The following is a 21,711-nucleotide window of genomic DNA, read 5'->3' as shown; positions in this document are numbered from 1 at the left end:
ATGCGGGGCACGCCCGGATGAGTATCCTTCGAGGCCCGGCATTTGCCGGGCACCTCAGGATGACGTCGCTTGGGATGGGAAGTCGAGAACATTACTGTCCTTCCGGCCGTAGCGCAGCCGAGAGCCGGGATCGCTCGCCGGTTTCACACGATCGCGGATCGGCCTTGCTGCGGTCCGGGATGACGGTTTTCATCTACCGCCGTTTCAGCGCGTCCATCAGCGCGGCGCCAAAGGCGCCCTGCGGCTCGCGCGGCGCGGGTTTCGCAGGCGCGGGCTTGCCTTGCCCGCCCTGCGGACGCTCCGGTGCGCCCCGGCCGGCTGGGACGCCAGCGCCGGCATCCCTACGCATCGACAGCGAGATGCGCTTGCGCTTGAGGTCGACCTCAAGCACCCGCACCTTCACCACGTCGCCGACTTTCACCACTTCGTGCGCGTCCTTGATGAAGCGGTCGGCGAGCTGGGAGACGTGCACCAGCCCGTCCTGATGCACGCCGATATCGACGAAGGCGCCAAAGGCGGCGACGTTCGTCACCGTGCCTTCAAGCTCCATGCCGGGCATGAGCTGCTTCATGTCGTCGATGCCGTCGGCGAAGGTGGCGGTCTTGAAGGCGGGGCGCGGGTCGCGGCCGGGCTTGTCCAGCTCGGCGATGATGTCCCGCACGGTGGGCAGGCCGAAGCGCTCGTCGACGAAGGCGCGGGGATCCAGTGCGGAAAGCGCCGCGCTGTCACCCATCAGCGCGCGCAGGTCGCGCCCGCAGGCTTTGACGATCTTGCGCGCGACGCCATAGGCCTCCGGATGCACCGAGGAGGCGTCCAGCGGCTCGGCGCCGTCGCGGATGCGCAGGAAGCCGGCGCATTGTTCGAAGGTGCGGGGGCCCAGGCGCGAGACCTCCAGGAGCTGCTTGCGGCTGGCGAACGGGCCGTTGGCGTCGCGATGGGCGACGATGGCCTCGGCGAGCGAGCTGCCCAGCCCCGACACGCGCGCCAGCAGCGAGGCCGAAGCGGTGTTGAGGTCGACGCCGACCGCGTTCACCGCATCCTCGACCACCGCGTCGAGCGCCCGCGCCAGATGATACTGGTCGACATCGTGCTGGTACTGACCGACGCCGATCGACTTCGGCTCGATCTTCACCAGCTCCGCCAGCGGGTCCTGAAGCCGGCGGGCGATGGAGACTGCGCCGCGCAGCGACACGTCGAGATTGGGGAACTCGGCCGCAGCCAGCTCCGAGGCCGAATAGACCGAGGCGCCGGCTTCCGACACCACCACCTTGATGGGTTTTGGCGGCGGCAGGTCGCCCAGCATCTCCGCCACCAGCTTCTCGGTCTCGCGGCTGCCGGTGCCGTTGCCGATGGCGACCAGCTCGACCTTGTGCTGGCGGATGAGGCGGGCGAGCTCACCTTGGGTGCCGCGCACGTCGTTCTTCGGCGGGAAGGGATAGACCGTGGTGGTCGCCACCAGCTTGCCGGTGCCGTCGATCACCGCGACCTTGACGCCGGTCCGGATGCCGGGATCGAGCCCCATGGTGGAGCGCGAGCCGGCCGGGGCGGTGAGCAGCAGGTCTTTCAGGTTGCGGGCGAAGACGTTGATCGCCTCGGTCTCCGCCTTCATGCGCAGCTCGGTCATCAGGTCGAGCGAAAGGTGCAGCGAGAGTTTCACCCGCCAGGTCCAGCCGGCGACCTCGGTCAGCCAAGCGTCGCCGGGCAGGCGGTCGCCGATCGAATAGGCCTCCATGATCATCCGCACCACCGGCTTCACCGGACGGGGATCGTCGGCATCAGCCTCGATCTCCAGCGTCAGCACGTCCTCGTTGCGCCCGCGCAGCATGGCGAGCGCGCGATGGCTCGGCACGTTGGCCCATTTCTCGACATGGTCGAAATAGTCGGAGAACTTGGCGCCCGCCTCCTGCTTGCCCTCGACCACGCGGGCGCGGATGTTGGCGTGCCGGTGGAGGTGGCCGCGCAACCGGCCGAGCAGTTCGGCATTCTGCGCGAACTGCTCGGAGATGATGTCGCGCGCGCCATCCAGCGCCGCCTTCACCTCCGGCACCTCGTCGGTGAGGTACGCCTTGGCCAGCTCCGCGGGGACGGCGGCGCGCTCGGCGAGGATCGTCTCCGCCAGCGGGCCGAGACCGCGCTCGCGGGCGATTTCCGCCTTGTTGCGGCGCTTGGGCTTGAACGGGAGGTAGATGTCCTCCAGCTCGGCCTTGGTGGCGGCAGCGTCGATGGAGGCTTCCAGATCCGGGGTCAGCTTTTCCTGCTGGCGGATGGATTCGCGGATCGCGCCGCGCCGGGCTTCCAGCTCGCGCAGATAGATCAGCCGCTCGCCGAGCAGGCGCAGCTGGGTGTCGTCGAGACCGCCGGTGACCTCCTTGCGGTAGCGCGCGATGAAGGGAACGGTCGCGCCCTCGTCGAGCAGGGCGATGGCCGCCGCGGCCTGCTGCGGGCGGGCGTTGATCTCGCCGGCGATTTGCTGGGCAAGGCGGGCGGCGAGGGAGGCGTTGTCGGCAGTCATGCGGTACCGGGACGTGAATATGCAGGGGGCGCGACCATAGTCAGCCGCTCCCGCGAAGGCTACCGCCCGGTTGCCGGCGTGCCCAGCTTGTCGTCCGCCCTCAGTTCACCACCTGTCCGCGAAAAGCCCAGCGGGTCATGCGCCGCTCGATCAGCGCGCAGGCCGCGTAGACGCCGACACCCATGATGGCGATGGCGAACAGGCCGGCGAAGGTGGTGGCGGAATCGTTGCGCGCGCTGGCCGACAGCATGAGGAAGCCGATGCCGCGATTGCCGCCGACCGTCTCCGCCAGCACCGAGCCGACAAAGGCGAGCGTCGCCGCCACCTTCAGGCTGGCGAACAGATAGGGCATGGCGCGCGGCACCCCGACCTTGGTCAGGATTTCCCAGTTGCTGGCGCCGAGCGAGCGCATGACGTCGCGCATTTCCGGTTCGATGGTGGCCAGGCCGGTGGCGACGTTCACCACGATGGGGAAGAAGGAGATGACGAAGGCGGTGATGACCGCCGGCAACGCGCCGATGCCGAGCCAGATCATCAGGATTGGCACGATGGCGACCTTGGGGATGGCGTTGAAGGCGATCAGCAGCGGGTAGAGGCCGGCATAGATGAAGGGCGAGGCGCCGATGGCCAGACCCAGCAACAGTCCGAAGCCGATGGCGAGGAAGAAGCCGATCATCGTCGTCCAGAAGGTCTCCAGGCAGAAGCGCAGCAGGAGGTCCCAGCGCTGCACCATGACCTCGATCACCCGGCTGGGACGCGGGGCGATGATTTCCGGTATGTCGAGGAGAAGGCAGGCCGCTTCCCACAGAAGCAGCAGTACGGCGAGGGTGAGCCAGGGCATGGCGAGGCGCGCAAGGCGCCGCTGGCGCGCGGTCATCAGGCATGCTCCAGCTGGATGCGCTCGCGCAATTCGTGCACGATCTCGACGAATTCGGCCTGGAAGGTGGTCTCCAGCGTGCGCGGACGCGGCAGGTCGACCGTGCGGATCTTGACGATGCGGCCGGGGCGGCGGCTCATCACATAGACCGTGTCGGCGAGATAGACCGCCTCGCGCAGATCATGCGTCACCAGCACGGCGGTGAAGCGCCGCTCCAGCCACAGCGCCTGCATGATCCCCCACAGTTCCTCGCGGGTGAAGGCGTCGAGTGCGCCGAACGGCTCGTCCAGCATGAGGATCTGCGGTTCGTGGATCAGCGCCCGGCAGACATTGGCGCGCTGCTGCATGCCGCCGGAGAGCTGCCAGGGGTATTTGTCACCGAATTCGCCGAGCCCGACCGAGGCGAGCAGCTGCTGCACCTTGTCGAAATAATAGGCGCGCTCGGCGCGCAGCCGCCGCTTGTGCGGCTCGACAACCTCCAGCGGCAGCATGACGTTGTCGCGCGTGGTGCGCCAGGGCATCAAGGTGGAGTTCTGGAACGCCATGCCGACGCCGCGGATCGGCCCGGTGACGCGCGCGCCGCGCACCTTGACCTCGCCGGAGGTCGGCGGCAGCAGGCCGGTGACGAGCTTCATCAGCGTGGACTTGCCGCAGCCGGACGGGCCGACCACGGCGACGAACTCGCCATCGGCGATGCTCATGGTGGCGTCGGCGAGCGCCAGCGTCGCTTCCTTGCCCTCGCCATAGGCGAGGCCGACATTCTTCAGTTCGACGAGGGGAGGGGCGGAGGACATTCAGTCAGGCACCACGCGGAGAGTTGGGCGGCGCCCCGCAACGGGACGCCGGTACTGATTAGTCAGGGGGCGACCATGCGCTCCGCCTTGGGCGGCAGGTACTTGCTGGTGAAAACCTTGTCCGGCGCCGGCGCGCTGGGTAGGCCGAAAGCGTCCGCCACATCCTGCACCGAGCGGGCGAAGCGCGCGGGATCGACGTCGCCCATGCCGTTCTCCTTCACGAAGGGCGTCAGCACATTCATCTTCAGCGACATGTCGAGGCGCTCGGTCTCCAGCTTCTCGTCGATCAGCGGATCGCGCGCCTTGGCGGCGGCGACGCCGACGGCCGGATCGGCGGCGACTTCCTTCCACGCCTTGGCGGTGGCGCGCAGGAAGCCCTGCACCGCCTCGGGCTTTCCGGCCATGGCGGGGGAGATGATGATGCCGTTGCCGTACACGTCCATGCCGGCGCCGCTATAGGTGAAGGCGACGATGTCCTCCTCCTTCACGCCGCGCGCCTTCAGGTCGAGGATCGAGGAGAAATAGTGGCCGGAGATGAAGTCGACCGTGCCCTGCACCAGCGACTGCTCGCGCAGCTGTGGGGTGAGGTTCACATGCTCGACGCTCTTGGGATCGATGCCGACCTTCTTGGCGAAGGCGGGAAACAGCCGGAACGAAGCGTCGAACACCGGCGCGCCCAGCTTCTTGCCGGCGAGGTCGGTGGGCTTGGTGATGCCTGACTTCTTCAGCGCATAGACGCCGAAGGGCGGGAAATCATAGGCCATGAACACGCACAGGATTTCCTTGCCGGGATTCTTGGCGTTGTACTCGATGAGCGAGTTCACGTCGGCGAAGCCGATGTCGTAGGCGCCGGAAGCCACGCGCTGCACCGCGCCGGCGGAGCCCTGGCCGGGGTCCATGGTGACGTCGAGGCCCTCGGCCTTGTAGTAGCCCTTCTCCAGCGCGACGAGGAAGGGCGAGGTCGGCCCCTGGAACACCCAGTCGAGGGTGAACTTGACCGGCGTCTGGGCATGGGCGCCGCCGCTCGCGGCCACGGCAAGCATCGCGGCAAGGCTCGCCACGCCGGCAAGGCGCGCGATGCCCGTCGTCGGCGCGGCTGTCCGATCCGGTAGCAGGCGGGCGGCGAGACGGCGGATCAGGCTGGTCATGGCGGCAGCTCCGGGCATGCAAGGGCGGTTGGCGATTGGCAGAAGGCACGGGACAACGGGTCGTCCGGTGCGGAAGTCCATGCGTATGCAAATCATCCGCCAAGCATGAAGGCTCGCGGGTTTGCGGTTTACGTTGCGTGGGGTCGGTAGGTGGCCCCGCCCAGATCTTGGGCAGGGGCGCGGCGGAGCGCAAGCGGATGGACCGCTCGGCCCCCGTGTTTCAGCCGTCCCGGGGCCAGCGGATGGCGAACGCGCTTCCGCCGCCCTCGCGATCTTCGACGGTCGCGGCGGCGCCGTGGCGCGCGGCAATCTCCGCGACGATGGCGAGGCCCAGGCCGGTTCCGGAGGCGGTCGTGGTCGGGCTGCGCTGGAAACGCTCGAAGACCGCGCCGCGTTCGGCAGCCGGCACGCCGGGCCCGCGATCCAGCACGCGGATCGACGGCATGTCCGTCACCTCGATATCGATGGGCGTGCCGGCCGGCGTGTGCAGCATGGCGTTCTCGACGAGATTGGTGACGGCGAGACGAAGCGCCGCCTCGTTGCCGCGCACGCTCACCGGGCGCTCGGGCGCGCGCATCTCCATCTGCCGCTTGTCCCGCAATGCCAGCGGCCCCAGCTGGGCGACCGCCTCGCGCACCACGGAGGTCAGGTTGACTGTCGTGTCCACCGGCAGGGGAGCCGCGTCGAGACGCGCCACATCGAGCATCTGCGAGACGAGACGGCTGAGCCGTGCCGCATCGGCGGTGAGATCGTCGCGCAGCGCACCGGGCGGCATGGTGTCGATGCGCGCCATGAGCACTGCGACGGGCGTGCGCAATTCGTGGGCGGCGTCCGTGGTGAAACGCCGTTCGACGTCATAGGCGCGGCTGAGCCGGGCAAGGGCGTCGTTCACCGCTTCGACCAGCGGGCGGATCTCATTGGGCAGGCCGCTGGAGGACAGGCGCGCATCGGCGCCGCCCGGCGTGATGGAGCGCGCATCGGCGGCGACGCGATCAATGTCCCGGAAGGCACGGCTGAGCGTCCATATCGCCACCAGCACGGTGACGGCGAGCAGCGGGAGGGCGGTGAGCAAGCTGAAGTTCAACAGATCGCGGATGACGCTGTCGGTCATCGCATCCTCGTGCAGGCTACCCTGGGCGACGGCGATGCGATACGGCCCGGCCTGCGAGGAGTAGGCGTACCAGGGCGAACCGCCATCCGGCCGCGGAACGAGGAAGAAGGTTCCGGCAGGTCCCTGCATGGCTTCCGCCGCGAGCGCCGCCGCCGCGGGCGAGGACGACGCTACGATCTTCTCGGCCGCATCCACGACGGCGTAGAGATAAGAGTTGCCGGATGTCTCATAGGCGGTGACCAGCCGCTCCGGCAGCCGCAGCACCGGCGGGGCAACGCTCAGATCGAGGTTGCGAACGATGTCGGCGGCCTGGTCCTGCAGCGCCCGGTCGTCCATCGAATCGATGGCCCACATGGCGGCGATGACCATGACGGTGGAGGGGCCGAGCACGCCGAGCGTGAGCACGACGAGCAGGCGGATGGCGAGGCGCCGCTTCAGCGACCAGGGTTCGACCGTGGTGCTCACGGCGCGTCGTCCATGAGATAGCCGATGCCACGCAGCGTGTGGATCGCCGGCGTCGCCCCGGCCCCGGCGAGCTTGCGGCGCAGCCGGTGCAAAAGCACCTCAACGGCGTTGGACTCCAGTTCCTCGTTGAAGCCATAGAGCGCCCGCTCGATGGTCTCCTTGGTCAGCACGCGCCCGGCACGGCGCATGAACAGCTCAAGCAGGCCGAGTTCCCGCCGCGACAGAGGCAGGGGCACGTCGTCCACCGTCACCACGAGGTTCATCGTGTTAAGCGCGAGATTGCCGATGACGACGTCGATGCCGAGTGCCTGGTTGGGCCGGCGCAGCAGGGCGCGCAGCCGTGCCACCACCTCGTCGATGTGGAACGGCTTCAGCACATAGTCGTCGCCGCCCTGCTCAAGCCCCTTCACCCGGTCGGACAGGCTGTCGCGCGCGGTGAGGATGAGCACGGGGATGGCGAGGCCGGCGGCGCGACGCCGGCGCAGCAGGTCGAGCCCGTCACCGTCGGGCAGGCGCAGGTCGAGCACGGCGATGTCGTAACTTTCCGCCGCGAGTGCCGCCTCGGCGTCCGCGATGCTCGCTACATGGTCGACCGTGAAGCCGGCGGCTTTCAGCCCGGCCTTGAGCAGGCCGGCCAGTTCGCGCTCATCTTCCACCAGCAGCAGGCGCATCGCCCTTGGTATCTCCCGTTGCCGCCAGAGGCGGCCATAAACCGATGCGGCGGTTACTATAGCGCTCCAACCATGGCCTCCCGTCGCCGAAATGAGGGATGTCGCCGCGGAATATGGCGACCAGCTGGCCCTCCGGGTGAGTCTTGCGCCAGGAGGCTCCTTCCTGCGGCGTGACGACATCGACCCGCCCGGCAAGGCGTGCAGCAAAACCGACCTCGCCCTGGTAACCGCCGACGAAGGCGAGCGGGCGTGCCGGATCGATCCGGCTGGCCAGCGGGCGCAGGTCGAAGCCGGCGAGCGCGCCCATGCCGGCCTCAAGCGAGAGGGCAACGGCGAGAACCGCCGCGAAGGCCGGCACCACCTGCCACGGCGCATGTCGCAGCCGCCACAGCGGCAGCGCTGCCGCGAGCAGGAGCAGGGCGGGGGCGACGTGGATAGGCGGCAGAGCGTCCGGCAGCCGCGGCGCCAGTCCGGCAACGACGAGCAGGGCCGCGCCGAACAGCACGGCCATCAGCGCGAAGGCGCGTTCCTCGCCCTGGCGCCCTTCGCCGGCGCGTTCGCCACGCGAGAGCATGCGGGCGACGAGGAGCGAGATGGCCGGCAGCATCGGCAGTAAATAATGGATCTGCTTGCCGGAGACGAGCGACAGCGTCAGGAAGCTGCCTGCCGCCATGATCGCCGGCAGGCGCCATGTCCTGTTCTGCCACAGGCCGCTTACGGCCTGCCGTGTCCACAGGCGGGTGGCGAACGCCCACGGGAACAGCAGCACCGGGAGCAGCAGGACATAGAACCAGAACGGTCGCCGATGGGCGAAGGCGTTCACCATGCGGCCCGAGGTCTGGCCCCATAGCAGTTCATTGGCGAAGTCGCTCCCGCCGGCCAGCGCCGAGGGGATCGCCCAGGCCAGCGCGATGGCTGCGCCGCCCGTCACGGCCGCCAGCAGCGAGATGTACCAGCGCCACCACACCTGCTGGCGTTCGATCCAGAGCGGGGCCAGCAACGCCGCCGGCAGGACATGCAGCAGCACCACCGGGCCCTTGGCGAGGATGCCGAAGCCGATCGACAGGGCGACGATCATCCAGCCGCTCAACGCCTGCCCTCGCGCGGCGCGCAGCAGCCCGATCAGCGCCATGACGACGGCGCTGGTCAGCATCGCGTCGAACATGGTCGAGGCGCCCATGAAGGCGAAGATCGAGGTGCTGGCGAGTACCAGCGCGCCGCGTCCGGCGATACGGCGATCGCCCAGTGAGAGGCCGAGCCGGAAGGTGAGGAACACGCTCAGCGGCAGGAACAGCGCCGGCACCAGCCGGGCCGACCATTCCTGCGGGCCGGTGACCAGCCAGGCCGCGTTGATCAGCCAGAACAGCATGGGCGGCTTGTGCGCGTAGGGCGCGCCGTTGAGGTGCAGTACCAGCGGATCGCCGGAGCGCCACATCTCCCAGGCCACGGTGAGGTAGCGCGTCTCGTCCACCGGAATGGGCGCGCGCAGGAACAGCGTGAGGCCGATGATGAGAAGGCAGAGGGCGAGGGCGAGGCTCAGCGGGGACAGGCTCGCGAGCGCCTCCCCGGCGGTCCAGCCACCGGCCGAGGCGCGGCGTTCGGCATGGCTCATGCCGAAGCTCCGCCGGAGGCCCGGCGCTCGTTGCGGATGAGCTTGAGGTTGCGGAGATAGATGAGCATGCCGGCCGACTGGCCGATGATGAACACGGGGTCGCGGACATAGAGCGCATAGGCCAGCAGGCTGCCCGAGCCGAGAATGCTCAGGTACCAGAACCCGTTCGGCACGACGCTGCGCCCCAACCTCTCGCTGGTCCACCACTGCAACAGGAAGCGGCCGGAAAAAAGGGCCTGGCCGATCAGGCCGACGGCCATCCAGATGGAAGCGGTCATTCGATGATTTCCGGACGATTGAAGCGGGTGCGCAGCCAGTAGACGCCGGCGAGATCGACGATGCCGACCCAGAGCCGGTTCCAGGTGCCGTATTTGGAGACGCCGGTCTGGCGCGGGCGGTGGTTCACCGGATGCGTCAGGACGCGGTAGCCCTCGCGCTGCATCAGTGCCGGCAGGAAACGGTGCATGTGGTCGAAATAGGGAAGGCGCATGAAGGCGTCGCGGTCGAACAGCTTCAGGCCGCAGCCAGTATCGGCGATGCCGTCGCCGAGCATGGCGCCGCGAACCCGGTTGGCGATGCGTGAGGAGAGTCGCTTGACGACGCTGTCGCGCCGGCGCGTGCGCTGGCCGGCTATCATCTGTACCGGGGAGTTCAGCGCGCTGGTCCGATAGGCGGTGAGCAGGCTCGGAATGTCGGCCGGATCGTTCTGGCCGTCGCCATCGAGGGTCACGATCAGTGTTCCGAGCGATGCCTGCACGCCGGTGCGGACCGCCGCGCTCTGCCCGCAGGAGCGGACATGGCTGAGCAAGGCCAGATGCCGGCGGGAGCGGGCAAGGGCGCGCACGATCTCGGCGGTAGAGTCGCTCGAGCCGTCATTGATGACGACGATCTCGAAACGCTCGCCGGCAAGGGCGGCTTCGATCTCCTCGATCAGTCCCGCAATGGCACCGGCCTCGTCCTTCGCCGCGATGACCACGGAGATGTCCGGCAGCGTATGGCGCGGGATTATAATGCCCACCGGCGAGGAATCGAACGTTTCGCGGCGCATGCGGGGCCTCCGGCGCGGCACTCGGGGGCCGCGCCGGGACAATTCCGCCCATCAGCTTACATCAACCTTACGGGGGTGACGGGTTGTGGGTGGACACAGTGGTGCTGGCGTCCAGCGTATCCCGCAACCCGTTGATTTCACGACGGAGCCGATGCAGTTCCTGCACGTCGCGGCCGGAGGCTTTTCCAAGGCGCAAGGGCATGGCCGAGGCCCTGCCGTGTAGGGCGCGGCCGCGCTCCGTGAGGTGCAACCGCACCTGGCGCTCATCCGCCTTGTCGCGGGTGCGCGTGAGCAGCCCGGAGGCTTCGAGGCGCTTCAGCAGCGGCGTCAGCGTGCTCGATTCCAGACGTAGCCGCGCGCCGAGTTCGCCCACGGTGCACCCATCCTGCTCCCATAGCAGCACCATGACGAGATATTGCGGGTAGGTGAGGCCGAGTTCGTCGAGTACCGGCTTGTACACCCGGTTGACCGCGTGCGAGGCCGAATAGATCGCGAAGCAGATGAAATCGTCGAGCTTCAGGCTGTCCGCATCACTGTCCATCGCACCCTCCCGGCGCGGCCTCCCCCAAGACCCCGCCTCCAATTTGATCGCAAACGATATAATCGCCATGTGCTCCCCGGCAAGGCCGTGAGAGATAAATTAATCGCGTGCGATGCGATCGGTTCCCGGCGGCCTCAGCCGATGCTCATCAGGCTGGCATTGCCACCGGCGGCGGCGGTGTTGGTGCTGGTCGAGCGCTCCAGCATCAGCAGGTCGAGCGGGTACAACTCGCCGCGCGCCAGATCGTCCGGCGAGAGGCCGTGCACCAGCACGATCGGCCCTTCGCGGCCGGCGATCTCGCCATTGAGCCGACGCAGCGTGTCGCTGTCGCCCTCGAACAGCACGGCGTCGAAAGTGGCACCGTCCAGACTGTCGGTGAGTGACACCATTTCCTCCAGTCCGGCGGGAAGGGCCGGCAGGGTAGCACCTTGCAGCAACACCCGGTTCCCGGTTGCCAGGGCGGCGGCGATCTGGACGGCGAGGCCGCGTTCCGTGGTGGCGAGGCACAGGACGGTGCCGCGCGGGGAGAGGGCGTAGAGGTTGCGCTCGCCGACCGGACCGGCGAGTTCCGCCTGATGACCATAGGGTGCGGCCCCGACCGCACGGCCGCACAGGTCGCGCGTCTCGGCATCGGACTGGAAGTCGACCCATAGCCGCGCCGCATCGGTGGCGCCGGTCCCCGGCAGGCTGGTCGCCGGCCGCTTGGAGAGCAAGCGGCCCAGATAGAGCGGCCCGCCCGCCTTCGGCCCGGTGCCAGACAGGCCGTGCCCGCCGAAGGGCTGCACCCCGACCACGGCGCCGATGATGTTGCGATTCACATAGACATTGCCGACCTCGATGCGCGCGCCGACATGGGCGATGGTCTCGTCGATGCGGGTGTGCAGGCCGAAGGTGAGGCCGTAGCCGGTGGCGTTGATGGCGTCGATCAGCGCGTCCAGCGCCTCGCGCCGGTAGCGCACGACGTGCAGCACCGGGCCAAACACCTCGCGCGTCAGGTCGGCGATGTCGTCGATCTCGATCAGCGTCGGCGGCACGAAGGTGCCGTGCCGCGCCTCGTCGTCGAGACCGACCTGCTCGATGCGGCGGCCTGCCTTGCGCAGGCGCTCGACATGCGCCTCGATCATGGACTTCGCTTCGGCGGTGATGACGGGGCCGATATCGGTCGACAGCTGCACCGGGTTGCCGACGACGAGCTCCTTCAGGGCGCCGCGCAGCATTTCCAGAATGCGGTCGGCGACATCCTCCTGCAGGCAGAGGATGCGAAGCGCCGAGCAGCGCTGGCCGGCGGAATCGAAGGCGGAGGCGAGCACGTCCGCCACCACCTGCTCGGCCAGCGCCGAGGAATCCACGATCATCGCGTTCTGCCCGCCGGTTTCGGCGATCAGCGGGATCACGCTGCCGTCGGGGTTGAGCCTGGTGGCGAGCTGGCGCTGGATGATGCGGGCGACCTCGGTGGAGCCGGTGAACATGACTCCGCGCGTGCGGGCGTCACCCACCAGAGCCGCGCCGACATCGCCGGCGCCGGGCAGGAGTTGCACCGCGCCGGGCGGCACGCCGGCCTCGTGCAGCAGGCTCACCGCCGCAAAGGCAATGAGCGGGGTTTCCTCGGCCGGCTTGGCCAGCACGGCATTGCCGGCCGCCAGCGCGGCGGCGACCTGGCCGGTGAAGATGGCGAGCGGGAAGTTCCACGGGCTGATGCACACCACTGGCCCGAGCGGGCGATGGGTGTCGATGGAGAAGCCATCACGCGCCTGCGCCGCGTAGTAGCGCAGGAAATCGACCGCCTCGCGCACCTCGCCAATGGCGTTGGCGAAGGATTTTCCGGCCTCGCGCACGATGATGCCGAGAAGCTGCGGCAGGCGTTCCTCCATCAGGTCCGCCGCGCGCAGCAGGCAGGCGGCGCGTTCCTCGGGCGGGGTCGACTGCCAGATCGGCGCCGCATTGTGCGCGATCTCCAGCGCGCGGGCGACGATCTCGGGCGTGGCTTCATCCACCGTGCCGACCTGGTCGCGACGGTCCGCCGGGTTGAGCACCGGGCGGGCGATGCCGGCAACGGGGCCATCGCCGAGCAGCGGCCTGGCCGCGAGCGGGGTGGCGCTGCCGGCGAGCAGGGCGGCGGCGAGCGAACCGAGGCGCTGTTCGTTGGAGAGGTCGAGGCCGGCGGAATTCTTCCGCGCCTCGCCGAACAGGTCGGCCGGGGCGGCGATGCGCGGATGCGGCGCGCCCACCGGCTCGATGCGCGAGGCGACCTCGACCGGGCTCTCGATCAACTCGTCGACCGGCACCGCGGCATCGGCGATGCGGTTGACGAAGGAGGAGTTGGCGCCGTTCTCCAGCAGGCGGCGGACGAGATAGGCGAGCAGCGTCTCATGCGTGCCGACGGGAGCGTAGACGCGGCAGGGCCGGCCCATCTTCTCACGGCCCACAACCTCCTCGTAAAGAGGTTCGCCCATGCCATGAAGACACTGAAATTCATACTGTCCAGCATAGTAGTTGGCGCCAGCAGCTTCGATAATGGTTGAGAGGGTTTGCGCGTTGTGAGTGGCGAATTGCGGGAAGATCGCATCCGGCGCGGCGAGCAGCTTGCGGGCGCAGGCGAGATAGGAAACGTCGGTGTGGACCTTGCGCGTGTAGACCGGAAAGCCTTCCAGTCCGTCGATCTGCGCGCGCTTGATCTCGCTGTCCCAATAGGCGCCCTTCACCAGCCGGATCATCAGGCGATGGTTCGAGCGGCGCGCGAGGTCGATAAGGTAATCGATCACATAAGGGCAGCGCTTCTGATAGGCCTGAATGACGAAACCGATTCCGTTCCAGCCACTTAGGCCTTCATCGAAACAAAGTGATTCCAGCAGATCGAGTGAAATCTCAAGACGGTCGGCTTCCTCGGCGTCGATGTTGAGGCCGATGTCATAGTGCCGAGCGAGCTTCGCAAGCGCTGTAACTCGCGGCATTAATTCATTGATAATACGAGAATATTGTGCGCGGCTGTAGCGTGGGTGCAGCGCCGACAGCTTGATCGAGATGCCAGGCCCCTCATAGATGCCGCGTCCGGCCGAAGCCTTGCCGATGGCGTGGATGGCCTGCTCGTAATCGGCGTAGTAGCGCTGCGCATCGGCCTCGGTGGTGGCGGCCTCGCCGAGCATGTCGAAGGAGTAGCGGAAGCCCTTCGCCTCCATTTTGCGGGAGTTCGCCAGTGCCTCGGAGATGGTCTGGCCGGTGACGAACTGCTCGCCCATCATCCGCATGGCGACGTCGACGCCCTTGCGGATCACCGGTTCGCCGCCGCGACCGATGAGCCGGGTGAGCGCGCCGGTGAGGCCGGCTTCGCTGGAGGTGGTGGTGAGCTTGCCGGTGAGCACGAGGCCCCAGGTCGCGGCGTTGACGAACAGCGAGGGGCTGTGGCCGACATGGGCCTGCCAGTCGCCATGGCCGATCTTGTCGCGGATCAGCGCGTCGCGGGTGGCGCGGTCCGGGATGCGCAGCAGCGCTTCGGCGAGGCACATGAGGGCGACGCCCTCCTGGCTGGAGAGCGAATATTCATGGATGAGCCGCTCGACCGGACCCTTCTGGCCCTTGGCGCGTAACGTCTCCACCAGATGGCGGGCACGCTCGCGCGTCGCCTCGGCCTTGGCCGGCGGCAGCGTCGCGGGGCCGAGCAGCATGGACACGGCTTCGGTTTCCGGCATGCGATAGGCCGAGGTGATGCGCGCGCGCAGCACGCTTTGCGGGCGAACGCTGCGGGCGAAGGGCAGGAACGGACCCTCGCTCGGGAGGCTGCCGCCATCGGTAGCAAAGGGCGCTGCGATATCGGCGGCAACCGCCGGCATGCCGTGCTCGCTGCGCTCGAGTGCGGCGATGAGCGCCTGCTTGACCAGCGCATGCGGGGAGCGACCCTCGCGCTCGGCGGCGACCTTGAGGCGCGCGCGGATTTCCTCGTCGATCTTCACGCCCATGGTGCTGCTCGACATGCCGTTCCCCATCTTCCGGAAATGCGCCTGCGGGCGCGATGAATTTCGGTGTTGGTGTAACTGTTGTCGATTATCGGTGCAACCACATCGAATAGGGTTGCACCAAAGTGTCCGAGAGGCGCCTGTGCGACTCCGTCGACCGGACTTTGTAGTGCTACTCCGGGGGGGCGTGATGAGGGGCGATGGCCGGCCTTTTCATGGGAACGTCCTTGGGGACGTCCGTGGGAGCATTTGGTGACAATGAAGGGGCATGGCGGGGTATGGGCGCGCGGGGCCGTGGCATGGCGGTGACAGGGACGCGACATGAGCCAGGCGCGCCTTGCGGCGGCGCGCCACCCCTCCCACCTAGGGCCAATGACCCGTCTCGCGAACACCCCCCTTTCCGTCCTCGACCTGTCCTTCGTCGTGTCCGGCGGCTCCGGCCCGCAGGCGCTGCGCGAGACCATCGAGCTGGCCCGGCATGTCGACGCGCTCGGCTATGAGCGCTTCTGGGTTGCCGAACATCATAACCTGCCCTCGGTCGCTTCCGGCGCGCCGGACGTCATGTCCGGGCAGATCCTTGCCGCCACGCAGCGCATCCGCGTCGGCTCGGGCGGGGTCATGCTGCCCAACCACGCGCCGCTGATGGTGGCGGAGCGCTTCAAGGTGCTTGAGGCGCTCTATCCCGGCCGGGTCGATCTCGGCCTCGGTCGCGCGCCGGGCACGGACGGGCTGACCTCGCACGCGCTGCGGCGCCGGCAGGATGTCGATCCGGGCGACGATTTCCTCGACCGGCTGAAGGAACTGATGCTGTGGGATACTGGCCGCTGGCCGGCGGATCATCCCTATCGCAACATCAAGGTCATGCCGGTCGACGTGAAGCTGCCGCCGCTCTGGCTGCTCGGCTCGTCGGGCTACAGCGCGCGGCTCTCCGCGCAGCTCGGCGTCGGCTTCGCCTTCGCGCATCATTTCGCCCAGCACGACGTGCTCGACGCCATGCTGAGCTACCGGCAGGGCTTCCAGCCCTCCGAACGGATGGAGGCGCCGCACGCCATTCTTGCGCTGGCCGTGGTCTGCGCGCCGAGCGACGAGGAGGCGGAATGGCTGGCCGGCAGCGTCGACCTTTCCCGGCTGAAGCGCGACCGAGGCGACTATGGCCCGATCCCCTCGCCGGAGGAGGCGGCCGCCTATCCCTATAGCGAGGCCGACCGGGCGCATATCCGCCGCGGCCGCGAGAAGGTGCTGGTCGGCGGGCCGGAGAAGGTCGCGGCCGGGCTGGAGCGCTTCCTCGACGCGACGCTGGCGGACGAGCTGATGATCACCACGCCGCTTTACGATTTCGCGGCGAAGCGGCGCAGCTTCGAGCTGCTGAAGGCGTTGCAGGCGGCGCCGGTGGACGCCTAGGCCGCCCGCTTCGGCCGCGTCACCAGCCAGATGCCGAGCGCGATCGGCACGATGCCGACGATGTCGAGCGGCGGCACCGCCTCGCCCAGCAGCAGCCAGCCGAAGAACAGGCCGAGCGGCGGCATGAGGAAGTGCAGGCTGGAGGCCGCCGTCGCCGAGGAGCGGGTGAGCAGATAGAACCACAGCCCGTAGCCGCCGATCGACACCGCCACCACGAGATAGGCGAGGCCGGCGATCAGCTCGGGGGTGATCTGCACCTGCCCGACATCCTCGCGCATCAGCACCACCGGAATAAGCGCGATGCCGCCGGCGAGGCACTGGACGGCCGTGCCGCTCCACACCCCGCCGCGCGGCGCGAAATATTTGAAGCCCAGCGTGCCGGCCGCCAGCGCCAGCGTGCCGCCGGCGACGAGCAGCGTGCCCTCCACGCTCTCATGCGCGCCGGCAAGGCGCGAGCGCAGCACGATCACCACGCCGACGAGGCCGAGCCCGATCCCTGCCCATTTCACCAGCGACAGCCGCTCGCCCAGCAGCGGGCCGGCGAACAGCGCCACCACCAGCGGCAGGCAACTGGTGAGCACAGCCGTATAGGCCGAGGAGGTGAAGGTGAGCGCCGTCCAGTTGAAGCCGAGATAGACGGCATTGTTGAGGATGCCGATGAAGATGAGAGCGGCGACGTCGCGCCGGCGCATGCGCGGGCGTCCGTCCACCACCCAGGCCAGCGCCAGCATGATGGTCCCGGCGATCAGCAGGCGCAGCGTCAGCAGCGTCAGCGGCGGGCAGGCGGTGAGCGCCAACTTCGCCCCGGCAAAGGCGGACGACCACAGCACGCAGAACAGCGCGACCAGCAGCGGCAGCGGCAGGAAGGTGCGGGGCGCCGCCAGTGGCGCGGAGAGGGTCGGCGGGCTCGCGGGCGCGCAATGTCGGGTGCTCGCGGATGTCGCGCTCACGGGCGATGCGGTCGGCATCGGTCGTCTCCGGGTCGGTTGATGGCGCGAAAGCTAGCCGAATTGCGACACATCGGAAAACGAGATGTTTTTATAGGGGGCATGAGGAAAGATGATGGCTGATGCGGCTCCAGGGATGAACGCAAGGACGCGCCGGCCCTCAGCCGGGAAACGCGCTTCTCACGCCCGCCAGCCATAGATCCAGCGATAGCGTTCCAGCATCGCGTCACCGGAGCGTGTGCGCATGACGAGGTCGCGGGCGAGGCGCGCGGGGCCGGAGAGGTGGTAGAGGCGGTCCATGCCGCGCGCGGCCGTCTGCACGCGGGCGGTACGCGGCTGGCGCAGCGCCTCGTAGCGACGGAGCGCGGCGGGAATGTCGGTCGCGCCCTTCAGGCAATCCGCCAGCACCACGGCATCCTCGATGGCCTGCGCCGCACCCTGCGCCAGGAAGGGTGGCATGGCGTGGGCGGCATCGCCGAGCAGCGTCACCGGGCCGGCGCCCCAGGCGGGCAGCGGATCGAGATCGAACAGCGCCCAGCGCAGCCAGCTATCGGGCGCGTGCAGCAAGGCGCGCGCGTCGTCGCTCCAGCCGGCGTAATGCGCCAGCAATTCCTCCGGCGCGGCGGCCAGCCCCCAGCCATGCAACTGCCGCTCGTCCGGCGTGACCGCGACGAGGTTGATCGCCGTGCCGGCCTTGACCGGATAGGAAACGAGGTGCGCGCCGGGCCCCAGCCACAACCGGGTGACGGGATCGGCAAGGCGGGCGGGCAGGGCGGCGATGGGGATGGTGGCGCGCCAGGCGGCGCGATGGCGGAAGGACGGCCTGACGGCGGGATGCAGCACGCCGCGCACGGCGGAACGCAACCCGTCGGCGCCAACCAGCGCGAGCGCGTGGATGGATTCGCTGTCCTCGCCTGACGCCGCGTCGTGCCTCTCGGCCTGCACGGCGATGCCGCTCGACAGCGCCGTGAAGCCGTCCACCGTCCGCCCGAGCCTGATGTCGATGGCGGGGATCTCGCGCGCGGCAGTGGCCAGTGCGGATTGCAGATCGGCGCGGTGGATGACGAGGAAGGGGGCGCCGAAGCGCGTCTCGGCTGCGGCGCCCATGGGGGCGCTGGTGATGACCGTGCCGCGCCGACCGTCCATCACCGCGAAGCCGGCGGGGACGACGGCATTGGCGCGCACGCGCTCATAGACGTCGAGCGCCTGGAGGCAGCGTGTCGCATTGGCGGCGAGCTGGACGCCGGCGCCGACCTCCTCGATCGCCCCGGCGCGTTCCAGCACGGTGACACGGAAGCCCGCCTTTGCGAGGGCGAGTGCCGCTGTCAGACCACCTATGCCGGCGCCGGCGACGACGATGTTCTGCTGTGCCACGACATGCGCCAATCTGGCCGCGTCAGGCGGCGGCCGGAATCTCGTAGATCGCGCCCGGCGGCACCGATTCGGTGCCGTGCAGCTTTGCGTCGAACTTGTAGTGGGTCGAGCAATAGGGGCAGATGATCTCGTCTTCCGCGCCCATGTCGAGGAAGACATGCGGGTGGTCGTAGGGCGGCGTGGCGCCGACGCACATGAATTCCTTGGCGGCGATGGAGATGCTCGGCACCCCCGCCGAATTCTGGAAATGGGGAACGACGTGGCCCGCCATGATGTCCGCCTGTCCGCGCTTGAGTTATAGTCGCGCGGAACATAGCCGCTGCGGCGGCGGGGGAAAAGGCGGTTAAGCACGGATGAGCGGTCGCGGCGGTGGACAGCGATGGTAGGATGCTCGTCGGTTCGTCACAGCAGTACGGGGGCTGGCAATGGATGGATGGATTAAGAGCGAACTTCCCGCTGATGTAGTGTCCTCGGCGGTGACTTCTGAGGATGACGTCGGCGTATTTCTCCGCTCCCACCATTTGGTGGAGCAGGCGGCTGAAAAGGCGGCGGAGAAATTGTATGAACAGTATAGCGCTCTTGGTCATGACACCCTTAGCAAGCACCTAAATGCACTCTTCGCCCGTGGCGCCGCCGGCGAAGTTTTCCAGGCTGCGAAAGTTGTCGCGAAGCATCGTCGTGATTTTGCCCACACAAGAATTTTCGAAATAACGGAGAATCATGTTGCCGCGGTAGGGAATCTAATCAGGCTCCCAACCCAAATTGGTCTGCCAATTGCTGACAAGACCGTTCCTTATGACGAGTTGAGACCCGCTCGCCGCTATCTTGTTCTATGTATTTTGATCGCAGGAAGCATCGAGCGACTTGGGAACGGGTTTCACAAGGCGGTGCGATCGGCTGAAAAGGTACATGTCGAAACAGGCGCCGGCTGAACCTTCGCCACAATGGCCGGGCATGACCATGCGGCACTGCCGCCGGGTCGCCACATCCCATCATGCGTCGCTTTCTCGCTGCCGTTTCCTTCCTGCTCGCCTTTGCCGGCGCGGCGCACTGGGTGCTCCCGGTGGGCCGGCATGCGCTCGACCTGGTGATGGCGCGCGACGATGCGGCGCGCCTCGCCGATCTCCAGCTCGACCGGACGCTGAACGAGGCGCGGGTGGCGCAGGAGCTCGACGCGGCGCTCGCCTCTGAGGATGGCGAGATGGCGGCGAGCTTCATCGAACTGGCCGATGCGCGGAGCATCGCGGTGGCGCCCGGTCGGAGGGCACAAGCGATGGTGCTGAACGCGCCCGGCGCGAGGATGGCCCGCGGGGCGGGGCGCTTCGGCAAGGGCTTCCTCACCGGCGAAAGCGAGGATCTTGCGGGTCTCGCCGGCGCCACTGCCAGCGACCTCACCGTGTGGGGCGATGTGCGCGATCTCGGGCGCGAGGCGGTGCACTGGGCACGCGGCGAGCCGGTCGACACGCTGATGGTCGATCTCGCCGGCCTCGGCATCGTTGCCACGGGGGCGACCTATGCCGCCTTTGGCGCGCCGCTGACGCTGCGGGCGGGATTGAGCGTGCTCAAGGGCGCAAGGCGGGCTGGCGTGCTCGGCGGGCGCTTCGCCGGCAATCTGACCGCCGCGCTCAGGGGCGGACGGCAGGCGCAGGCGGCCGGCGTGCTGGCCGATCTCGGTGCCGCCGGTGCGAAGGCAGGAACGCGGGCGGCCTTTGCCGGCATGCGCCATGTCGACGACGCGGCCGGCGCAGCGCGGCTGGCCCGGCTGTCACAGGCCAAGGGCGGGCAGACGCTGGCGGTGATCAAGACGCTGGGTCGCGGCGCGCTGTTCGTGACCGAGGCGATGGCCAAGCTCGGCTTCTGGCTCATCGCCGCCGCGCTCAACCTGTTCGGCCTCGTCTCCTCGTTCAACGCCATGGCGGTGGCGATGCTGCGGCCCCTGTGGAGGACGCCGCGCGTCCGGCTTGCGTAGGGCGTTGTCCCGATAGGACGATGCGGCCGAGCCTGTAGGATCATCGTGCAGGTGACGGCGGGGGAATGAACATGCGCGCGGCGGCTCTGGCACTGACGGTTGTGATGGGGAGCCTCGCTTGCGGCGCGGCCGAGGCGGCGGAGACTCGCTGCGGCTGGTATGTGAACCCCACGCCGCGCAATTTCTATCTCAGCGACCGCGACGGCGACTGGTGGATGCGCTCGCAAGGCGGCATGACCGCCGAAGGCTTCGACGACCACGCGCCCGATTTCGACCCCAAGCAATATGTGGAGCTGCAGCCGAACGGCTACGGCTATGGCTGCGCCTGCTTCAGCGTCGACACCGACAAGGCGGAGAAGAACATCACCCGGATCTATTCCGGCAAGATCCTGCCGCTGGCGCGCTGCCGCAACGACAAGACGCTGACGAAGCCTGACTAGGGCGGGCGTCCGGCCCGTCGCACCGGCTTGGCAGCGGCGGGCCGGCTCATTAGGTTGCGCGCTCCCGATTTCGGAGCCCGCACGCATGCCGACCTTCACTCATGACGGCCTCGACTTCGCCTATCTCGACGAGGGCGAGGGCGAGCCGATCCTGCTGATCCACGGCTTCGCCTCGACCAAGGAGATCAACTGGGTCGGGCCGGGTTGGGTGTCGACGCTGACGGGGGCGGGGCGGCGGGTGATCGCGCTCGACAATCGCGGGCATGGGGCGTCCTCCAAGCTCTACGACGCGGCGGCGTATGATCCCGACATCATGGCGGGCGACGCGCTGGCGCTGCTCGACCATCTCGAGCTCCGGCGCGTCGACGTGATGGGTTATTCGATGGGCGGGCGGATCGCCTCCTGTCTCGCCTTGAGGGCACCGGAGCGGGTGCGCTCGCTCATCCTCGGTGGCATCGGCATCCATCTGGTGGAAGGGGCGGGCCTCCCGGTGACTGTGGCGGAGGCGCTGCTGGCGCCCAGCCTGGAAGAGGTGACCGATCCGATGGGGCGCACCTTCCGCGCCTTCGCCGAGCAGACCGGCAGCGACCGGCGCGCACTCGCCGCCTGCATCTACGGCTCGCGCCGCACGCTGAGCCGGGAGGAGGTGGGCCGCATCCGCGTGCCGACGCTGATCGCCGTGGGCACGCGCGACGACGTGGCCGGCTCGCCGCATCCGCTGGTCGCTCTCGTTCCGGGCGCGCGGGCGCTCGATATTCCCGGCCGCGACCACATGCGCGCCGTGGGCGACAAGGTGTTCAAGGAGGCGGTTCTCGCCTTCCTCGCCGAGCCGCATTAGGCCGGCAACCGGG

Annotated in this window: 19 protein-coding genes; 5 read left to right on the top strand and 14 right to left on the bottom strand. The window is 68.5% G+C overall.

All coding sequences use genetic code 11. The features are described 5' to 3' along the window. Positions 1-193: 193 nt before the first annotated feature. From ACO2RV_RS19020 to putA, 11 genes are all read right to left on the bottom strand, one after another. On the bottom strand, positions 194-2,512 hold the full coding sequence (locus ACO2RV_RS19020; protein WP_423295810.1) for a Tex family protein: 2,319 nt from the start codon (positions 2,510-2,512) through the stop codon (positions 194-196). A 100-nt stretch (positions 2,513-2,612) separates the two neighbouring features. Beyond that, positions 2,613-3,389 (bottom strand): ABC transporter permease, encoded by a 777-nt coding sequence (locus ACO2RV_RS19015; RefSeq protein ID WP_423295808.1) that lies wholly within the window; start codon positions 3,387-3,389, stop codon positions 2,613-2,615. Beyond that, entirely contained in the window at positions 3,389-4,183 is a 795-nt protein-coding gene (locus ACO2RV_RS19010) for an ABC transporter ATP-binding protein (RefSeq protein WP_423295806.1), read from the bottom strand. The genes ACO2RV_RS19015 and ACO2RV_RS19010 overlap by 1 nt, the downstream gene beginning before the upstream one ends. Before the next feature lie 62 nt (positions 4,184-4,245). Further along, entirely contained in the window at positions 4,246-5,331 is a 1,086-nt protein-coding gene (locus ACO2RV_RS19005) for an ABC transporter substrate-binding protein (RefSeq protein WP_423295805.1), read from the bottom strand. A gap of 220 nt (positions 5,332-5,551) precedes the next feature. Beyond that, positions 5,552-6,907 (bottom strand): sensor histidine kinase, encoded by a 1,356-nt coding sequence (locus ACO2RV_RS19000; RefSeq protein ID WP_423295804.1) that lies wholly within the window; start codon positions 6,905-6,907, stop codon positions 5,552-5,554. Further along, complete coding sequence (locus tag ACO2RV_RS18995) at positions 6,904-7,578, bottom strand: response regulator (RefSeq protein WP_423295802.1); 675 nt, start codon at positions 7,576-7,578, stop codon at positions 6,904-6,906. Before ACO2RV_RS18995 ends, ACO2RV_RS19000 begins: the two co-directional genes overlap by 4 nt. Next, positions 7,553-9,190 carry an ArnT family glycosyltransferase gene (locus ACO2RV_RS18990; RefSeq protein WP_423295800.1) on the bottom strand — a complete coding sequence of 546 codons (1,638 nt, stop codon included), beginning with the start codon at positions 9,188-9,190 and terminating at the stop codon, positions 7,553-7,555. The genes ACO2RV_RS18995 and ACO2RV_RS18990 overlap by 26 nt, the downstream gene beginning before the upstream one ends. Further along, positions 9,187-9,468, bottom strand: coding sequence for a lipid-A-disaccharide synthase N-terminal domain-containing protein (locus ACO2RV_RS18985; RefSeq protein WP_423295799.1), 282 nt, complete (start codon positions 9,466-9,468; stop codon positions 9,187-9,189). Before ACO2RV_RS18985 ends, ACO2RV_RS18990 begins: the two co-directional genes overlap by 4 nt. Beyond that, positions 9,465-10,238, bottom strand: a complete 774-nt coding sequence (locus ACO2RV_RS18980) for a glycosyltransferase family 2 protein (protein WP_423295798.1) — start codon at positions 10,236-10,238, stop codon at positions 9,465-9,467. Before ACO2RV_RS18980 ends, ACO2RV_RS18985 begins: the two co-directional genes overlap by 4 nt. 67 nt (positions 10,239-10,305) lie before the next feature. Beyond that, positions 10,306-10,779, bottom strand: coding sequence for a MarR family winged helix-turn-helix transcriptional regulator (locus tag ACO2RV_RS18975; protein WP_423295796.1), 474 nt, complete (start codon positions 10,777-10,779; stop codon positions 10,306-10,308). A 134-nt stretch (positions 10,780-10,913) separates the two neighbouring features. Continuing rightward, the gene (putA, locus tag ACO2RV_RS18970; RefSeq protein WP_423295794.1) at positions 10,914-14,747 is read right to left on the bottom strand and encodes a trifunctional transcriptional regulator/proline dehydrogenase/L-glutamate gamma-semialdehyde dehydrogenase; all 3,834 of its coding nucleotides are present in this window, start codon (positions 14,745-14,747) and stop codon (positions 10,914-10,916) included. 354 nt (positions 14,748-15,101) lie between these two features. Here putA and ACO2RV_RS18965 point away from each other — a divergent pair, with 354 nt between their 5' ends. Then, on the top strand, positions 15,102-16,130 hold the full coding sequence (locus ACO2RV_RS18965; RefSeq protein ID WP_423295825.1) for an LLM class flavin-dependent oxidoreductase: 1,029 nt from the start codon (positions 15,102-15,104) through the stop codon (positions 16,128-16,130). Here ACO2RV_RS18965 and ACO2RV_RS18960 read toward each other — a convergent pair. The 3 genes from ACO2RV_RS18960 to ACO2RV_RS18950 all read right to left on the bottom strand — a co-directional run bounded on the left by ACO2RV_RS18960 (position 16,127) and on the right by ACO2RV_RS18950 (position 18,722). Continuing rightward, on the bottom strand, positions 16,127-17,098 hold the full coding sequence (locus ACO2RV_RS18960) for a DMT family transporter (protein ID WP_423295792.1): 972 nt from the start codon (positions 17,096-17,098) through the stop codon (positions 16,127-16,129). The two genes, ACO2RV_RS18965 and ACO2RV_RS18960, sit on opposite strands and share 4 nt — an antisense overlap. A gap of 159 nt (positions 17,099-17,257) precedes the next feature. Continuing rightward, positions 17,258-18,451, bottom strand: a complete 1,194-nt coding sequence (locus ACO2RV_RS18955; RefSeq protein ID WP_423295791.1) for an FAD-dependent monooxygenase — start codon at positions 18,449-18,451, stop codon at positions 17,258-17,260. 22 nt (positions 18,452-18,473) lie between these two features. Then, on the bottom strand, positions 18,474-18,722 hold the full coding sequence (locus ACO2RV_RS18950; RefSeq protein WP_423295790.1) for a zinc-finger domain-containing protein: 249 nt from the start codon (positions 18,720-18,722) through the stop codon (positions 18,474-18,476). A 154-nt stretch (positions 18,723-18,876) separates the two neighbouring features. On the opposite strand from ACO2RV_RS18950, the gene ACO2RV_RS18945 reads away from it, so the two are divergent. From ACO2RV_RS18945 to ACO2RV_RS18930, 4 genes are all read left to right on the top strand, one after another. Beyond that, the gene (locus tag ACO2RV_RS18945; protein WP_423295788.1) at positions 18,877-19,383 is read left to right on the top strand and encodes a hypothetical protein; all 507 of its coding nucleotides are present in this window, start codon (positions 18,877-18,879) and stop codon (positions 19,381-19,383) included. Positions 19,384-19,445: 62 nt separating this feature from the next. After that, on the top strand, positions 19,446-20,420 hold the full coding sequence (locus tag ACO2RV_RS18940) for a hypothetical protein (RefSeq protein ID WP_423295787.1): 975 nt from the start codon (positions 19,446-19,448) through the stop codon (positions 20,418-20,420). 65 nt (positions 20,421-20,485) lie between these two features. Continuing rightward, positions 20,486-20,860 carry a DUF4087 domain-containing protein gene (locus tag ACO2RV_RS18935; RefSeq protein ID WP_423295786.1) on the top strand — a complete coding sequence of 125 codons (375 nt, stop codon included), beginning with the start codon at positions 20,486-20,488 and terminating at the stop codon, positions 20,858-20,860. An 85-nt stretch (positions 20,861-20,945) separates the two neighbouring features. Then, a complete protein-coding gene (locus tag ACO2RV_RS18930; protein ID WP_423295785.1) occupies positions 20,946-21,698 on the top strand; it encodes an alpha/beta fold hydrolase in 753 nt (250 codons plus the stop codon). The last annotated feature ends 13 nt before the right edge of the window (positions 21,699-21,711 follow it).

It is taken from the genome of Ancylobacter sp. VNQ12, assembly GCF_049445835.1.
GTDB lineage: Bacteria > Pseudomonadota > Alphaproteobacteria > Rhizobiales > Xanthobacteraceae > Ancylobacter.
The sequence above is the reverse complement of the archived record's forward strand: the minus strand, read 5'-3'. Positions and strand labels throughout refer to the sequence as shown.

What these genes read in the sequence shown, in the direction of transcription:
- ACO2RV_RS18960 (WP_423295792.1), bottom strand. Translation starts at nt 17,098, where the DNA reads ATGCCGACCGCATCGCCCGTGAGCGCGACATCCGCGAGCACCCGACAT.
- ACO2RV_RS18980 (WP_423295798.1), bottom strand. Translation starts at nt 10,238, where the DNA reads ATGCGCCGCGAAACGTTCGATTCCTCGCCGGTGGGCATTATAATCCCG.
- ACO2RV_RS18995 (WP_423295802.1), bottom strand. Translation starts at nt 7,578, where the DNA reads ATGCGCCTGCTGCTGGTGGAAGATGAGCGCGAACTGGCCGGCCTGCTC.
- ACO2RV_RS18990 (WP_423295800.1), bottom strand. Translation starts at nt 9,190, where the DNA reads ATGAGCCATGCCGAACGCCGCGCCTCGGCCGGTGGCTGGACCGCCGGG.
- putA (WP_423295794.1), bottom strand. Translation starts at nt 14,747, where the DNA reads ATGTCGAGCAGCACCATGGGCGTGAAGATCGACGAGGAAATCCGCGCG.
- ACO2RV_RS18965 (WP_423295825.1), top strand. Translation starts at nt 15,102, where the DNA reads ATGACCCGTCTCGCGAACACCCCCCTTTCCGTCCTCGACCTGTCCTTC.
- ACO2RV_RS18930 (WP_423295785.1), top strand. Translation starts at nt 20,946, where the DNA reads ATGCCGACCTTCACTCATGACGGCCTCGACTTCGCCTATCTCGACGAG.
- ACO2RV_RS18985 (WP_423295799.1), bottom strand. Translation starts at nt 9,468, where the DNA reads ATGACCGCTTCCATCTGGATGGCCGTCGGCCTGATCGGCCAGGCCCTT.
- ACO2RV_RS19005 (WP_423295805.1), bottom strand. Translation starts at nt 5,331, where the DNA reads ATGACCAGCCTGATCCGCCGTCTCGCCGCCCGCCTGCTACCGGATCGG.
- ACO2RV_RS19015 (WP_423295808.1), bottom strand. Translation starts at nt 3,389, where the DNA reads ATGACCGCGCGCCAGCGGCGCCTTGCGCGCCTCGCCATGCCCTGGCTC.
- ACO2RV_RS18935 (WP_423295786.1), top strand. Translation starts at nt 20,486, where the DNA reads ATGAACATGCGCGCGGCGGCTCTGGCACTGACGGTTGTGATGGGGAGC.
- ACO2RV_RS18975 (WP_423295796.1), bottom strand. Translation starts at nt 10,779, where the DNA reads ATGGACAGTGATGCGGACAGCCTGAAGCTCGACGATTTCATCTGCTTC.
- ACO2RV_RS18945 (WP_423295788.1), top strand. Translation starts at nt 18,877, where the DNA reads ATGGATGGATGGATTAAGAGCGAACTTCCCGCTGATGTAGTGTCCTCG.
- ACO2RV_RS18940 (WP_423295787.1), top strand. Translation starts at nt 19,446, where the DNA reads ATGCGTCGCTTTCTCGCTGCCGTTTCCTTCCTGCTCGCCTTTGCCGGC.
- ACO2RV_RS19020 (WP_423295810.1), bottom strand. Translation starts at nt 2,512, where the DNA reads ATGACTGCCGACAACGCCTCCCTCGCCGCCCGCCTTGCCCAGCAAATC.
- ACO2RV_RS19010 (WP_423295806.1), bottom strand. Translation starts at nt 4,183, where the DNA reads ATGTCCTCCGCCCCTCCCCTCGTCGAACTGAAGAATGTCGGCCTCGCC.
- ACO2RV_RS18950 (WP_423295790.1), bottom strand. Translation starts at nt 18,722, where the DNA reads ATGGCGGGCCACGTCGTTCCCCATTTCCAGAATTCGGCGGGGGTGCCG.